We start from the raw sequence: 15,564 nt of genomic DNA, 5'->3' as shown, positions 1-15,564 counted from the left end.
CTGCCTAGGATGGGGAGGGTGAAAGAACGGGTACTTCCAACGCACGACGGCGGCAGGCTGGCTTTGTACAGCTACGGCACCGAGGATGCGCCGGGCGACAAGAGGGTGCTGCTGATCGGCGGCGCGTTCCTCACGGCCCTGATCTACCGTCCGTTCTCCCTTGCGCTGGCGAAGGCCCTGGGCGACGGCTGGGCAGTTGACGTCTATGACCGCAGGGGGCGCGGCAGTTCCTCCGAGCAGCCCGCCGACTACTCCATGGCTACGGAGATCGAGGATGTCCGCACTGTCCTCACCGCCACTGGCGCCCGGAACATCCTGGGCCACAGCCTTGGCGGATCGGTGGCGCTGAACGCGGTGCAGGAGTTCACCGGGACCCCGTTGGTTCCGGACAAGCTGGCCGTGTACGACGCGGCCGTGAACATCGATGGCAGCATCGACACCAGGTGGCTGGACGGATTCGAGGAAGCTGTCAACAAAGGGAATGTGGGCCACGCCCTGGCACACATGAAGAAGGCCACCAGCCCGGGGTCGGCCATGGCCAGGATCCCCGAGCCGGTCCTGGCCGGCCTGATGGCGGTCCTGTCCCGGACGAAGGTGAACAGGATCTTCCGGCAGGTGATGCCCAGCGGTGTGGGCGAACTACGCGCGGCTTATGACGAAAAGGACCACGCCCGGGACTTCAGCGTGCTGCCTCCCGGGACCCTCTTCATGGCCGGAGGCAAGAGTCCCGGCTACTACCGGGTGACGGCCGAGCGGCTGCACGCGGCGGTCCCTGGCAGCACTTTCCAGCTCTCCCCCAAGTGCTTCCACGGGTCCATCCCGGCGGCAGTGAAGGAACTGGTGGAGGCTATCGCTGCCTACTTCAAGGACGGACGTCCGGACGGGGACTCCCGCCCGGACGGTGATTCCCGACCGGAGCAGGCTGACGCTATCCCCGGTCCCCGCGGCTGAATCCTGCCAGCGCCGCTTCCCCAAGGTCCTGCCACACCGTACGGGGCCTCGGTTGCACGCTTCGGTCCGCCAGCCAGTCGCCCCAGGCGGTGATGTCCTCCCCGCCCGCAGCAGCAACAGCGTCGCAAGCGAATCCGACGGCGGAGGTGCCGTCCGCCAGCTGCACGGAACCGAGCAGCATGGGTTCGGGAAGGGATGCCAAAAACGTCCCCAAGGCCGCCGGGGACAGCAGCCACCGCTCCCCTGCCAGCTCTGCGCCGTCGTCAGACCGGTACACGCCCGGTTTCGGCGGCACGGTGTCCAGTGCCACCATGCGGTAGCGCGCCGCCGTGCGTACCGGACCGTCCCAAAGAGCCCCGAGCTCCTCCAGTTGCGGCGCCAGCGGCTGGCCCTTGCGGTGCGCGCCCACCACCACCAGGGGCACGGCCACGGCACCCGCCGCCAGCGGCCAGGGAACGGACGACGGCGGCTGGCCGGCTTCCGCCTTTGCCTCCGGTGCTGCCCCGGCCGCGAAGAGTCCCGGCACCGCGGGGGTATTTTCGACCCGCCGGGCAATATCGGCGGCAACAGCGTCGTCGAACGTCCGGGCCACCACCGTGAGTCCGAACTGGGCACCGTCCACTTCCCCGGCAGGCACTGCCACGGCACACAGGTCGAACAGGTTGCAGAAGTTCGTGTAAGTGCCCATCAGGGAGTTCACGCCCACCGGGTCCGCGGCGACTTTTTCAAGGGTGGGGTGGAACGGCGCGGTGGGAACCAGCAGGGCATCAAAGCCCTCAAGCCTGGCCATGGCCTTGCCCTTTAGTTCCTCCAGCCGGGCGGTGTCTGCCACGTACTGGTGCGCGGGCACTGTGCCCGCCGCGCGGACGATACCCGCTACGGTGGGGTCGATGCCCGCCTCCACGTCGGTGACGCCGTCGTGCTTCGCCAGGAAGCTGCCAACTGCGGCGAAACGCTCTGCCACCAGTCCCCCATCGTAGAGCAGGCGGGCTGCCTGGAGGAACTCGTCAAACTCAATGGCCTCTGCTTCCACGCCCAGCGCCTTCAGGCGGTCCACGTTGCGGTGGAATTCCGCGGCCCAGGCTTCCGGAAGCGCCGGCAGGGTGGCGGGGTAGGCAACCCGCGGCCTTTCCGGGGCAGCCAGCCGGACGTCCGCCGGCCAGGCACGGGATCCTCCAGCCATCACGCCCATGGCGAGCTCTGCCGTGGCCAGGTTCCGGGCAAAGATCGTGACGGCGTCCCAGGACCGGCAGGCGGGCACCACGCCTGCAGTGGACACCACATTCAGGGTCGGTTTGATGCCCACAATTCCCTGCAGGCCGGCCGGCACCCGGCCCGAGCCGGCCGTGTCGGTTCCAATGGCAATGTCCGCGAGGCCAAGTGCCACGGCTACCGCTGAACCGGAACTGGAACCGCCGGAGATGAACCCGGGCCGGCGGGAGTCCCGGACCGCGCCGTGGGGGCTGCGGGTGCCCACCAAGCCGGTGGCGAACTGGTCCAGGTTGGTGGCACCCAGGACCAGGGCGCCGGCGGCGCGGAGCCGGGCCACGGCTTCGGCGTCCTCGTCCGGCGTGTAGGCGAAGCCCGGGCAGGCCGCCGTGGTGGGGATGCCGGCCACGTCCACGTTGTTCTTGACGGCGAGCAGCAGCCCGGCCAGCGGCAGGACCGCGCCGCCTGCCACCGCGGCATCGATTCCGGCAGCTTCGGCCAGGAGTTCGTCGGCGCCGCGGAGGGTGATCCAGATTTCGGGGCGGTCCACGGCGTCGATGCCTGCCAGCGCTGCCTCGAGCCGGCGGGTGGCGCTGCCGGTGATGGTGGTGCTCATACCGTTGCTTCTTCCAGATCCAGTGCTTCCAGCTCCGCAGTTGCAGCGTCGATTCCGCCCAGGACCACCACAGCCTCGCCCGAAACCACCTGTGATCCGGCGGCCGGCAGGACGCGGAGCACCACGCCGTCGCACGGTGCTTCAAGGACGGTTTCCATCTTCATCGCCTCCAGGGAAACCAGCGGCTGGCCCTTGGCCACCCGGTCGCCTTCCGCCACGTCCACCTTCCAGACGCTCGCGGCAAACGGTGCCGAGACCAGCGAGCCTCCTTCGGGGACCTCCACGTCGTCCACAACCGGCGACACCACGGCAGCCAACGCCTCCGCCCGGTCGAACTCGCCGGCGTCGGCCCAGGCCTGCCGCTCCACGGCGAAGGCCGCACCCTGCTTTTCCCGGAACAGCTCGATCGACCCGCGGTTCGCAGCCAGGAATGCCTCGTGCTCGGCCAGGGAGAAGGTGCCGTCCTCGATCTCGACGCCGCGGCCACGCCCGGCGGACATGTCGGCCCGCAGGTCCAGGAGTTCTTCCGGGCTGACCGGGTACCAGGAGATCCGGTCGAAGAAGCGCAGCAGCCACGGGGACCCGGGCTCGAACGGGGCGGAATCCGCGTAGCGGGACCATACCTGGGTGGTGCGGCCCACGAACTGGTAGCCGCCCGGGCCTTCCATGCCGTAGATGCACATGTAGGCGCCGCCGATGCCCACGGCGTTCTCCGGCGTCCAAGTCCGGGCCGGGTTGTACTTGGTGGTGACCAGGCGGTGGCGGGGGTCCAGTGGGGTGGCCACCGGCGCGCCCAGGTACACGTCGCCCAGGCCCAGCACCAGGTATTCGGCATTGAAGACGGTGTCGAAGACGTCGTTGACGGAGTCCAGGCCGTTGATCCGGCGGATGAACTCGATATTCCACGGGCACCACGGTGCGTCGTCGCGGACGCCGGCCATGTAGCGTTCAATCGCTTCGCGGGTGGCGGGATCATCCCAGGACAGCGGCAGCCGGACTGTGCGGCTGGGAACCACCAGTTCGGAACTCGCGGGCAGGGCGGCCTCGACTTCCTGGACCAGGTCCAGCAGCCGGGTGGTGGACAGGACGGACGGGTCAACCTTGATCTGCAGGGACCGGATGCCCGGCGTGAGGTCCACAATCCCGGGCACCCGGAGTTGCTCGAGGTGCCGGTGCAAAGCGTGCACCCTGGCCCGAAGGCCAAGATCCAGCACCATCTCGCCATATTCGACCAGCAGGTTGTCGTCACCGGAGCGGCGGTAGGTGACCGCGGGACGGCCGGAACCTTCCGGCACCCGGCCCAGCACGCCGTCGTCGCCATCCCCCCGGAGCGAACGCGCCGGGGAGCCCAGCGAGGGGTTCGCCGACCAGCCGGCGTCGCCCGGAAGCACCAGCTGCCGGCCGGGTCCCAGGTCCCTGGCCGACGCCGCCTGGCTGGCCTTGACTGGCACGAACCGTACCTTGTCCCCCGGCCGTAGCTGGCCCAGCTTCCAGCGGTCGGCCGTCACCACGGTGACCGGGCAGACGAACCCGCCCAGGCTGGGTCCGTCCGGGCCAAGCAGGATGGGGGTGTCGCCGGTGAAGTCCAGCGCGCCCACCGAGTAGGCGGTGTCGTGGATGTTGGACGGGTGCAGCCCTGCCTCGCCGCCGTCGGTCCGGGCCCAGCGCGGCTTGGGGCCGGTGAGCCGGACGCCGGTGCGGGCAGAGTTGAAGTGGACCTCATATTCGGCGGCATACAGTTCTTCGATGTCTTCACGCTGGAAGAATTCGGGGGCGCCGTGCGGGCCTTCCGTCACAGTCAGTTCCCAGGTGGAGGCCAGGGCGGGGCGGCTGTCCAGCGGGACTGCTGCCGTCACTGCATCCTCGGCGGCGGACTTCACGGTGCGCAGCACGTCCCCGGCACGCAGGACGCGGCCGGCGTGGCCGCCGAACTGGCCGAGGGTGAAGGTGGAGGCGCTGCCCAGGTATTCGGGGATGTCCAGGCCGCCCTGGAACAGGATGTAGCCGCGCAGGCCCTTGCCGGCGGCCGGGCCGACGTCGAGCGTTCCTCCGGCCGGGACTGTGATGGGGGTCCAGGCGGGCACCTCCTTCCCGTCAACTGTCACCGTGACGTCCGCGCCGGTCACGCAGACCGTGGTGGGGTGGGTGAACACCAGGCTGGGGCCGGTCATGGTGAATTCCAGGCCGGGGGCGCCTTCCGGGTTGCCCAGCGCGGTGTTGCCAAGCCGGAAGGAAAGATCGTCCATGGGACCGCTCGGCGGGACGCCGATCTGCCAGAGGCCGGCGCGGCCGGGCCAGTCCTGCACGCTGGTCTGCAGGCCTGGGCGCTCTACTGTGATGCGCGGCTCCGGGTCACCCACGTGGTCCAGTGTGCTGGTGGAGTGCTCGACGCAGCGGACTACGTCAAGAGCGGTGGCGGCGCGGAGCATCCCGAGGTTGGTCTCGATGCCATCGATCCGGGTGCTTTCGAGCGCGTTGGCCAGCCGGTCCAAGGCTTCGGTGCGGTCTGCGCCGGACGTGATGATCTTGCCCAGGAGGGGGTCGTAGTTGGTGGAGACCTCGGTTCCGGTTTCCGCCCAGGCGTCCACCCTTGCTTCTGGTGCGGCCGGGTAGGCGGCGTTGGTGATGGTGCCGGCGCTGGGCTGGAAGCCCCGGGCCGGGTCCTCTGCGTACACCCGGGCCTCCACGGCGTGGCCGGTCACGGGAAGGGCATCCGGCACTTCGGCGAGGACGGCCTTCGCCTCCAGGCCGCCCTGGGCCAGGCGGAGCATCCATGCCACCAGGTCGACACCGGTGACAGCTTCGGTGACGGGGTGTTCCACCTGAAGCCGGGCGTTGACCTCCAGGAACGACGCTTCCTTCCTGGCGGAGTCGTAGACAAACTCGACGGTTCCCGCGGAGCGGTAGTTCAGGGAGGCGCAGAGGGCGCGGGAGGTGCGGTGGAGTTCTTCGCGCAGTGCATCCGGCAGGCCGGGAGCCGGGGCTTCTTCGAGGACCTTCTGGTGGCGGCGCTGGAGGGAGCAGTCGCGGTCGCCGAGGCTCACCACCCGGCCTTCGCCGTCGCCGAACACCTGGACCTCGATGTGCCGGGCGTTTTCAACATACCGTTCGGCGAAGACGCCCGCGGTTCCGAAGCTGGCACCGGCCAGCCGGGCCACGCGCGGGAAGCTTTCGGCGAGTTCGGCCTCGTTGCGGCACACCGTCATGCCGATGCCGCCGCCACCGCCGGTGGCCTTGAGCATCAGCGGGAAACCGATGGTTGCCGAAGCCGCGACGGCGGCGTCCGCGTCCTCCAGCAGCCCGGAACCGGCGATCATGGGCACCCCGGCGGCCTTAGCGGCGTCGCGCGCTGTGTGCTTGGTGCCGAAGATGCGCAACTGCTCGGGGGTGGGCCCCACGAAGACCAGCCCGGCTGCTTCGACCGCTTCGGCGAAGGCTGCGTCCTCGGACAGGAAGCCGTAGCCGGGGTGGATGGCGCCTGCCCCGGTGGACTTGGCGGCCTCGAGGATTGCCTCGACCCGGAGGTAGGACTCCTTGGCCGGGGCGGGGCCCAGGAGCACGGCTTCGTCGGCGAGCCGGACGTGCTTGGCGCCGCGGTCCGCTTCGGAAAACACTGCAACCGTGCGCAGGCCCAGTTGCTTGGCGGAGTCGATGATCCGGCAGGCGATTTCACCGCGGTTGGCCACCAGGAGCGTGTCGAACTTGTTCACAGCGCAGCCTCCGGCCGGGTGACGATCATGCGGACGGGGGTGGGATTGAAACCGTTGCAGGGGTTGTTGACCTGCGGGCAGTTGGAGACGAGCACCAGGGTGTCCACCTCCGCCTTCAAAGCCACGCGCTTGCCCGCGGCGGACAGTCCGTCAACGATGCCCAGGGCGCCGTCCGGATCAACGGGGACATTCATGAACCAGTTGATGTTGGACACCAGGTCCCGCTTGCCCAGGCCCCAGCGCGAACCCTCGATCAGGAAGTTCTCCACGCAGGCGTGCTGCTCGCGGGTGTGCTGGCCGTAGCGGAGGGTGTTGGATTCCTGCGAGCAGGCGCCGCCGATGGTGTCGTGCACGCCCACCTCGTCCGCCACCACGGTCATCAGTGGCGTGCCGGTGTCGGCCCTCAGGACCGAGCCCGTGGTGAGAACGATCGACTGCTGGGCCGCGATGGTTGCCGGGGCGGAGTAGCGGACGGTGGTGTCCGCCGCGGCGTACAGCAGGCAGTCCACGGCCTGGTTGCCTTCCAGGTCAACGATGGTCAGGACGTCACCGGCGGCTACCACCGCGGACCAGGGGCCGCGTGCTTCGACGAATTCGTCCAGGACCACGCTGCCGGGGGTGAGTGCGGTTTCGGCGGCGTCCGGAATGGTCGCGGTGTCCATGGCGGTGTTCATTGGGCGTTCCTTGCGGTGAGGTCGTGTTCGGTGTTGCGGAGGGCCTGCAGGTGTTCGGGGGCCAGCGGACCGGTGAGGGTTCCGGCTTCCAGCGCGGCGAGGTCCTGCGGTGCGTGCCAGGCCACGATGTCCACTGCTGTTCCGGTGAAATCCGGGCGGGGGTCCAGCGGGTGCGCGGTGTTGGCCAGGACCAGCACGGCGTCCACCTGGAGCAGGAGTTCGACGGCGGCACCCGGCCCGGCGCTTCCGGTGAAGGTGATGCTCCCGGCGGGGTCAACCGCGATGCCCTTGAAGAAGGAGAGCGACGGCGCCACGTCCCGCGTGCCCAGGCCGTTTTTCAGTGCGCCGAGGGTGAGCAGTTCGCGGGCGGCCGGAGAGGTGCTGTGGGCGGTGCCGGCGCCGTAGCGGGCGGTGTTTCCGGCGAGCGTGGTGGCGCCGGTGAGTGCGTCGTGGCGGTTGGAGGTGTCGGTGACAATGGTGGCCATCAGGCGTCCGGCGTCGGACAGCAGCGGGTGCCCGGCACCGGGGTAGGCCTGCCATGGGACTTTAACGGTGTCCGCCGCGTTCAGGCGTTCGTGCGGTGCACCGGTTCGGTACAGGAGGGCGTGCACGCAGGCGTCGCCGGCGGCGTCCGTGAGCCGGATCCGGGTGCCGCGGGCCAGCGCCATGGTGGCGTAGCGGCCAAAGGCGAGGGATTCCGCCCATGTGGGGGACGCGCCGTCGGGCATTCCGGCCAAAAGGCGGGCCGGGGCCGACGCCGCCGGTACGAAGCGCATAGTCTCGGCGGTCTTGCCGTGCTGTTCCCTGGCGTGGGCGCGCGCGCCTGCGGTGGTGGCCGTGCCGGTAACTGCCGTGCCGGTTGCGGGGGTTTCGATGGTCTGTGTCATGTCAGTCCTGTGCTGGTTCTTGGGGTCAACGTTGTTCTTGGGGCTCAGGCCTTGGCTGCCAGGTTCCGGTGGCGGACCCAAAGGCCCAGAAGCAGGACGGCGGCCACCATGAGGGGCGCGGACCACAGGAGGATGCCGTTCTCACCGGAGGGGTCGTACACCTCGGGCCGCGGCCAGGCCAGGTTGACCACCATGACGGCGCCGTAGAGGACGGCGAGGATGTTGACCGGCAGGCCCCAGCGGCCCAGGGAGAAGAGGCCCGCGGGCATGGCCTGTCCCACCCGGTCCCAGTCGCCGCGGAGGCGGTTGGCCAGCTGCGGGACGGTGACCAGGAGGTACGCGAGGTAGACCATCACGATGCAGACGCTGCAGAGGGTGGTGAACAGGGCCGCGTTTCCCACGTTGATGGCCAGCACGCCCACGGCCAGTGCCCCGATGACGATGGAGGGCCACATGGGCGTCCCGCGGCTGGGGTGGACGGAGGAGAGGAGGCGCGACGCCGGGAGCTTGCCGTCGCGGGCCATGGAGAACACCAGGCGGGAACCGGCGGTCTGGATCGCCAGGGTGCAGACGAAGATGGCGATCGCGACGTCCACCAGCAGGACCTTGCCCCAGAAGGTGCCCAGCACGGCGGTGAGGACATAGGGCAGGCCCTCGGTGGCAAGCCGGCCGTCGTCGAGGCTGGGTGCGGCCATCAGTGCGGTGATGATCATCAGCGCACCGCCGATGCCGGAGATGAGGAGAGCGGAGAGGATGGTCCGCGGTGCCGTCCGGCGCGGGTCCTTGGTTTCTTCCGACAGCTCCCCGGCGGAGTTGAAGCCCACCATCACGTAGGCGGCCATCAGGCCCGATACCAGGAAGGCGCCCACGGCGCCGAGGTCGGAGCCCTGCAGCAGGGTGGTGTCGGCAACCACGTCCGGCCCACGCTGCGCGGCGCTGACCAGGGCCAGGATCACGGCCGCGACGCCAACGATCTCGCAGGTCACGCCCACCGAGTTCACGTGCGCCATGAGCTTGACGCCGAGGGAGTTGATGACGGTGGTTGCCACCAGGAGGACAGCCCCGAGCACGACGGCGTTCGCGGCGCCGGTGACGGTGTTGAGGGCCGGGTCGCCGCCCACCACCTGGAATCCGTCCCAGAGCTGGGGCAGGACCACCTGCAGGGCGATGGCGGCGGCAGCGGCGGTGACCACCTGCGCGATGGCCATGAACCAGCCGGCGAACCAGCCGATCCCCTCCCCGCCGACGCGGCGTGCCCACTGGTAGACAGCGCCTGACAGGGGGTAGCGGGCAGCGAGTTCGGCGAAATTCAGGGCAACCAGCAGCTGCCCCACCAGGACCACGGGCCAGGTCCAAAAGAATGCCGGGCCGGCGAAGGAGTAGCCGAACGCGAAGAGCTGGAAGATGGTGGTCAGGATCGAAACGAAAGAGAATCCGGCGGCAAAGGAAGCATAGCGGCCGAGCTTTCGGTGGAGCGTGGGCTGGTAGCCAAGGGACGTCAGGTCTGCATCGTCCTGGTGGACGGTGGGGAGAACGGTTGAAGTCATCGGGAATCTCCGGGCTGGAAAGGGATTGTGGGGCAGAGCCTCCCGGTATCGCAGCACTCGGCCGAAGGCTGCTGATTACCGGTCAATTGATAGTTTTCCAGCGGGATGTCCCCAAACAGTTTCACCTCTGTAAAAGGCGGATAGACATCATGTTTCGACCAGATTTCCGTCCCCTCACCAGCACAACCCGGGCCTCGCGGCTGGCGGCAGCGGTGCAAGAATGATGCCGTGACTTCAGCCGGACCGGGACGCCCCCGCCATCAGCAGCCCTCACGCCCGGGCGCCACCGCCCGCGAGGAAATCCTCGATGCCGCGGCCGAGCTGTTCACCACCCAAGGCTTCGCCAGCACCTCCACGCGGTCCATCGCGGATGCCGTGGGTATCCGGCAGTCGTCCCTGTACCACCACTTCAAAACCAAGGACGACATCCTCGAGGACCTCCTGGAGGGGACTGTGTCCGGGGGCCTGAAGTTCGCGCGTGCGGTGGCGGGGCTCCCTGCAGGCAGCTCGGAAAGCGAAGGCCCGGCTGGAAGCCGGCTGCACGCCGTCGCGCTTTACGACGGCACCCAGCTGTGCACCGCGCGCTGGAACCTCGGCGTCCTCTACCACCTGCCGGAAGTCAGGAGCACCCGCTTTGCCCGGTTCCTGGCCGACCGCCAGGAACTCCGTCGTCTATACGGTCAATTGGGCGCCGGCCTTTCCACCGCCGCCGGCGGCCCGGACGGCGGAGATTTAACGTTCCGCCTGGTCGAGTCCCTGATCTACCTCCGGGCGGACGGGATGGCCAGCAGCGACTCTGCGGCGCAGGCCGCTGACGCCGGGCTCATCCTTTGCGGGCTCGGCGGACAGCTGCCGGCCATCCGGGCTGCGAGCCAAGCCCTGATCAGCCGGATCGCCTAGCCCCTGGTCCCCGCGTCCGTTATGCCCCTACCCGGCTTGCTCGGCTAGGCTCGGACCATGACGCGAGAGAACATCAGGACCCCCGACGGCGGCACTGTGGAGCTCTTCTCCACCGGCACGGAACTGGCTTCGGCAGGTTCGGGCGTGGTGGTGGTGCCGCCCTCCATGGTGACGGCCGCCGACTACACCAAGTTCGCCCAGAAGCTGAGCTCTTCCCTGGGCCGGCCGGTGCACACCTTCAACCGGCGCGGGCGCGGCTCGTCATCACCGCAGCCCGAGGATTACACCCTCGATGTGGACATCCGCGACCTCGATACCGTCATGAAGCACACGTCGAGCACCGACGTCTTCGGCCACAGCTTTGGCGGCGCGGTGGCCCTGCACGCGGCCCGGACGCTGCCGGTGGAACGGCTGGCCGTCTATGACCCCGCGGTCTCAGTGAACGGCAGCGTGACCGCCGACTGGATCGCCGAGTACGAGAAGGCGATCGCCGCCAAGGATGACGACCGCGCCCTTGCGGTCATCCAGCGCGGCCTCGAGGCGGGCGGCGCGTTCTCCTCACGCATGCCGCTGTCCATGCTGACCCTGGCCAACAAGCTGACCGCCGGCACTACTGAGGGTAAGCAGCAGCGCGAGCTGATGCGCACCGGCGTCCGCGAAATCAAGGCGATCATTGCCGCCGACATGCCGGCGGAGCCGTTCCTGGACCTCCCTTTGGAGACACTGATCGTCGTGGGCGAAAAGAGTCCGGCCTACTTCGGCATCGCCTGCGGCCAGATCCACGACGTGCTCTCCGGATCCAGCTACACCATCCTGCCGGGCTTCGGCCATGACGGCGCCATCAAGGCCCCGGACAAGCTGATCAAGGAACTGCGCGACTTCTTCGCCGGCTAGTGCGCAGGACCGTGGCCGGCGCCCTCGGTCTTGCGCATCATTGCCGAAAGCACGACGGCGGCAAGCGCTATGACGGTTGCGGTCAGGAAGGCGGCGCTCATTCCGGCGACGAGTCCCGACGTCGCGCTCACCACGGCGAAGATGGACACCAGCAGGGCCGTGCCAGCGGCGCCTGCCACCTGCTGGGTGGTGCTCATGATCGCCGAACCGTGGGAGTAGAGGTGCGGGGGCAGCGGGTTCAGCCCGGTGGTGAAGGCCGGGGTGAAGAGCAGCGCCAGGCCGAAACTCAGGCCCACGTGGAGGGTGACGATCCACCAGACCGCCGTGCCGGCGTCGAGCATTGAGAACTGCCAGAGCGTCACCACCATGAGGATGGAGCCGCTGACGGTGAGTGGCAGCGGGCCCACCTTGTCGAATGCCCGGCCGATGACCGGACCAAGCAGGCCCATGGCGAGACCGCCGGGAAGCAGCGCCAGGCCGGTCTCCAGCGAGCCGAGGCCCCGGATTTCCTGCAGGTACAGCGGCAGCAGGATGACCCCGCCGAACAGTGCCATCATGGCCACCACCATCAGCAGGACGGACACGGTGAACATCCGGAAGTTGAAGGCACGCAGGTCCAGCAGCGGCGCGGCCGCCTTCTGGAGCCGGACCTGGCGGAGCACGAAGACTGCCAGGGCAGCGACGCCGATGACCAGTGCTGCGATTGCTGCAGCGCCGGGACCGGCCTGGCCGCCGTGGCCGCCGCCGATTTGGCTGAGCCCGTAGACCAGGCCGCCGAACGCCGGCACGGTAAGGATGACGGACAGCGCGTCCAGCCGGGCTTTTTCAGTCTCGCCCACGTTGGTCAGGTATTTCGCTCCAATGGCCAGCGCCGCAAGGGCCACCGGCAGCACGAACACGAACATGAACCGCCAGGTGAAATGCTCCAGGATGAGGCCTGAGACGGTGGGGCCCATGGCCGGCGCGACGGAGATCGCGATGCTGACATTGCCCATGACCGCCCCGCGCTTGGCCAGCGGAACCAGGGTGAGGATGGTGGTCATCAGCAGCGGCAGCATGATGGCGGTGCCGCCGGCCTGGATGATGCGTGCCAGCAGCAGGACTTCGAACCCGGGCGCCGCTGCAGCCAGGGCGGTGCCGCTGGCAAACAGGCCCATCGCCAGCATGAAGACAGCGCGCGTGGACAAACTCTGGAGGATGAATCCGGTGGTGGGGATGACCACAGCCATGGTGAGCATGAAGCCGGTGGATAGCCACTGGACTGTTGGCGGGTCCACCCGGAGGTCCACCATGAGCCGCTGCAGGGCGACGTTCATGATGGTCTCGTTCAGGATCACTACGAACGTCGCCACCAGCAGCGTGCTGATGATGGTGACTGCCTCCCGGGACATCTTCTCCGGCGCGGCGGCCTCGGTTCCTTGGCTCTGGACGGCCTGGCCCTTGGCGTTCGGAGAGGCTTCGGTAGACATGGGTGTTCCCTCAGGGTTTTGGTGAGTGGTGCGCGGTCAGCGCCGCTGCAGATGCCAACACTCTACCCGCTGGAGTAATTCCTCCGCACGGGTATTTTTTCCAAACCCTGAGGGAACAGCCGGGGGTTCTAGGCCGTCTGGCCGGCGTGCTGGCCCTCGGAGATTTCCTCCACCAGCTTGTTGTTGAACGCCGGCAGGTCATCCGGGTTTCGGCTGGTCACCAGGCCCTGGTCAACCACCACTTCCTGGTCCGTCCAATTGGCCCCGGCGTTCTTCAGGTCGGTTTCAAGGGTGAAGTAGGACGTAACGTTCCGGCCCCTGATGACGCCGGCCTCAATCAGCAGCCATGGTCCGTGGCAGATGGAGGCCACCGGCTTGTGCTGTTCGAAGAAGCTGCGGGTGAAGCTCTGCGCGTCCTTGTCCACCCGCAGGTGGTCCGCGTTGACGACGCCGCCGGGAAGGACCAGCGCGTCGAAGTCGGAGGCGTTGGCCTCTGCCACGGTGAGGTCGACGTCGAAGGTGTCACCCTTCTCTGTACCGTTGTACCCCTGCAGCTTGCCGCTCTTCGGTGCCACCAGGGTGGGCTCGCCGCCGGCGTCCTTCACTGCCTGCCAAGGGCTCGTGAGCTCCACCTGCTCGACGCCGTCAGTCAAAAGGAATGCGACCTTCTTGCCTGCGATGCTGTGCTCTGACATTCTTCCTCCTCGCTTGAGGCGGGACCGCGCTTTTTGGCGCACGGAGGCCCGCTTCGAGAGTTGTTTGCCTGACAGTTTCCAGCCTAGGAAGTATGAAAGTGATAAGCAAGCTGATTATTTGTCCTGGAGCTGGAATGTGCAGCAGGTGCGCAGCCACTGGGCAGCGTACGACGGCGGGGGCGGCTCGGGTCTTTTGGCTTACCTGCATGGGTGGTGGACCGGCGCAAGTCAGAATGTCAGTGCCTCGCTGGATGATGTTCGTATGGGAATCAGCGGCGGTGCAGTGAGCGGATCAGGGGCGGGGATGGAGGGTGTTCATGCCTCTGTTGCTGCCCTTGATTCCCTGTTCCTGGAGGAGGCTGCGCTTGCTTCCGCTGACGCCGACGGTGACAGTGCCGGCGCTGGTGTGGATGTGTTGCAGCGGCAGTACGAGATCCGGCTGGAACGGCTGGCCGGGTATTCGAAGCTGGAGGCAATGATTGCCGCGGCGAAGGCGCGGGACGCGGCCGATTCCATCCGGATCCAGCAGGCGATGACCCCTCCGGACGCGTCCCTGCCCGAGCGCACGTACGCCGAGCTGTCCGCGGTGGAGGAGATTGCCGGGGTCCTGACCATCAGCTCCGCGGCCGCGGGCGCGTTCGTTCACCAGTCGCAGCAGGTCTGCTCGCTGCCGCCGGTCCTGGAGGCCCTGGCTGCCGGGGCGGTGTCGTGGCAGCACGCCAGGGTCGTCGTGGAGGAAACCGAGGGCCTGAGCCCTGCCGGTGCTGCGTCTTTGGTGGCGCACTTCTTCGACCCCGGAGCACCGAACCCGGCCCGCAGCGCCGCCCCCGGGAAGCTGGTGCCGTCACGGTTCAGGGCCAAAGCCCGCGCCTGGCGCGAACGCCACCACCCCGAATCTTTGGAGAAGCGGCACGCCAAAGGCGCCGCGGACCGGCGCATGGAGTACCGGCCCGACCGGGACGGCATGGCCCGGATAACGCTCCACCTCCCCGGCGACACCGCCAGCGCGATCTGGAACCGCACCACCGCCATCGCCCGCGGCCTCCAAGGCCCCGACGAACCCCGCACCATCACCCAGCTCCGCCCCGACATCGTCGCCAGCGTGCTCCTCGGCGCCGGAACCGTCAGCTCCGGCGACACGAGCTCCGGCGACACCGGCTCCGGCGATGGCAGTTCCCCGCAACCAGGAACCACGCCCCTCGGCCAGGTCCCCGTCCCAAGGGCCGATGTGCTGGTCACCGTGCCGGTGTTCGCACTCCTCGGCGTCACCGAGGAACCCGCGATCCTCGACGGCCACGGACCGATCCCGGCCTCCATGGCCCGCAGACTTCTCGCCGACGGCGTCGACTCGTTCTACCGGGTCCTCGTCGACCCAAGGGACGGGGCGCCCTTGGAGATCGGCCGGAAGAGCTACCGGCTCACGGAGGCCATCAAACGCTGGATCAGGATGCGGGACAGCAAGTGCACCTTCCCCGGCTGCAGCAACTGCACCCCCGACAACGACACCGACCACCTCACCGCCTGGCAACACGGCGGCGCCACCGGCGCCGCCAACCTGGGACAACTCTGCCCGAAGCACCACCGGCTGAAACACAGCACCGGCTGGACCCCCACCCCCGCCACCACCAACGAACCACCCGGCTGGACCTCACCCACCGGCCGCACCTACCCAGCCGAACAACACGACCCAGAACCAACCCACTGGCCGCGGTCGCTAAGCTTTGCGGCGAGGGGCGAGGGCTATGTTGGCGCCGAAGATTGGAAGCCGTGGGGAATGCCCCAGTGGGCACCGCCCGGGCAGGTGAAATCTCCTGCCCAGAGGGAGGCCCTCGATCCTGCCCAATGGGAACCCGATAATGGAGGGCTCATCGACCTCAACGATTTCTCCCCGGACGACCCAGAATGGGCCGAATTCTTCGAGAAGCCATTCGTCCTGGTTGGGAACCTTGCTGTGGCCGGCAGATGACCCGGAAGGAACGCCCAGGCACGAGCGCAACTGGGCCGGAAGGTAG

The 15,564-nt window shown here is 68.4% G+C and carries 11 protein-coding genes; 4 read left to right on the top strand and 7 right to left on the bottom strand.

The window, feature by feature from the left end; all coding sequences use genetic code 11:
• The first annotated feature begins 18 nt into the window (after nucleotides 1-18).
• Nucleotides 19-951: an alpha/beta fold hydrolase gene (locus AC3IMC_RS10765; protein ID WP_490918550.1), complete on the top strand. Its 933-nt coding sequence runs from the start codon at nucleotides 19-21 to the stop codon at nucleotides 949-951.
• Here the strand turns inward: AC3IMC_RS10765 and atzF are convergent.
• Genes atzF through AC3IMC_RS10740 form a run of 5 tightly spaced genes read right to left on the bottom strand, consistent with a single transcriptional unit; the run spans nucleotide 929 to nucleotide 9,594 of the window.
• Nucleotides 929-2,776: an allophanate hydrolase gene (atzF, locus tag AC3IMC_RS10760; RefSeq protein ID WP_490918549.1), complete on the bottom strand. Its 1,848-nt coding sequence runs from the start codon at nucleotides 2,774-2,776 to the stop codon at nucleotides 929-931. The two genes, AC3IMC_RS10765 and atzF, sit on opposite strands and share 23 nt — an antisense overlap.
• The gene (gene uca, locus AC3IMC_RS10755) at nucleotides 2,773-6,486 is read right to left on the bottom strand and encodes an urea carboxylase (RefSeq protein ID WP_490918548.1); all 3,714 of its coding nucleotides are present in this window, start codon (nucleotides 6,484-6,486) and stop codon (nucleotides 2,773-2,775) included. The genes atzF and uca overlap by 4 nt, the downstream gene beginning before the upstream one ends.
• Nucleotides 6,483-7,160 (bottom strand): urea amidolyase associated protein UAAP2, encoded by a 678-nt coding sequence (locus AC3IMC_RS10750; RefSeq protein WP_490918547.1) that lies wholly within the window; start codon nucleotides 7,158-7,160, stop codon nucleotides 6,483-6,485. The genes uca and AC3IMC_RS10750 overlap by 4 nt, the downstream gene beginning before the upstream one ends.
• Entirely contained in the window at nucleotides 7,157-8,047 is an 891-nt protein-coding gene (locus AC3IMC_RS10745; protein ID WP_490918546.1) for an urea amidolyase associated protein UAAP1, read from the bottom strand. The genes AC3IMC_RS10750 and AC3IMC_RS10745 overlap by 4 nt, the downstream gene beginning before the upstream one ends.
• Before the next feature lie 44 nt (nucleotides 8,048-8,091).
• On the bottom strand, nucleotides 8,092-9,594 hold the full coding sequence (locus AC3IMC_RS10740) for an amino acid permease (RefSeq protein WP_490918545.1): 1,503 nt from the start codon (nucleotides 9,592-9,594) through the stop codon (nucleotides 8,092-8,094).
• 228 nt (nucleotides 9,595-9,822) lie between these two features.
• On the opposite strand from AC3IMC_RS10740, the gene AC3IMC_RS10735 reads away from it, so the two are divergent.
• Nucleotides 9,823-10,494 carry a TetR/AcrR family transcriptional regulator gene (locus AC3IMC_RS10735; protein WP_490918544.1) on the top strand — a complete coding sequence of 224 codons (672 nt, stop codon included), beginning with the start codon at nucleotides 9,823-9,825 and terminating at the stop codon, nucleotides 10,492-10,494.
• 57 nt (nucleotides 10,495-10,551) lie between these two features.
• Nucleotides 10,552-11,388: an alpha/beta fold hydrolase gene (locus AC3IMC_RS10730; RefSeq protein ID WP_490918543.1), complete on the top strand. Its 837-nt coding sequence runs from the start codon at nucleotides 10,552-10,554 to the stop codon at nucleotides 11,386-11,388.
• On the opposite strand, the gene AC3IMC_RS10725 is transcribed toward AC3IMC_RS10730, so the two are convergent.
• Entirely contained in the window at nucleotides 11,385-12,857 is a 1,473-nt protein-coding gene (locus AC3IMC_RS10725) for a DHA2 family efflux MFS transporter permease subunit (protein ID WP_490918542.1), read from the bottom strand. The genes AC3IMC_RS10730 and AC3IMC_RS10725 overlap by 4 nt on opposite strands.
• A gap of 128 nt (nucleotides 12,858-12,985) precedes the next feature.
• Nucleotides 12,986-13,552 (bottom strand): type 1 glutamine amidotransferase domain-containing protein, encoded by a 567-nt coding sequence (locus tag AC3IMC_RS10720; RefSeq protein ID WP_056337507.1) that lies wholly within the window; start codon nucleotides 13,550-13,552, stop codon nucleotides 12,986-12,988.
• Nucleotides 13,553-13,814: 262 nt separating this feature from the next.
• On the opposite strand from AC3IMC_RS10720, the gene AC3IMC_RS10715 reads away from it, so the two are divergent.
• Complete coding sequence (locus tag AC3IMC_RS10715) at nucleotides 13,815-15,518, top strand: HNH endonuclease signature motif containing protein (RefSeq protein ID WP_490918541.1); 1,704 nt, start codon at nucleotides 13,815-13,817, stop codon at nucleotides 15,516-15,518.
• Nucleotides 15,519-15,564 lie beyond the last annotated feature (46 nt).

Source organism: Arthrobacter sp. E70 (assembly GCF_058266945.1).
This window is presented reverse-complemented; position numbering and strand designations above follow the sequence as displayed.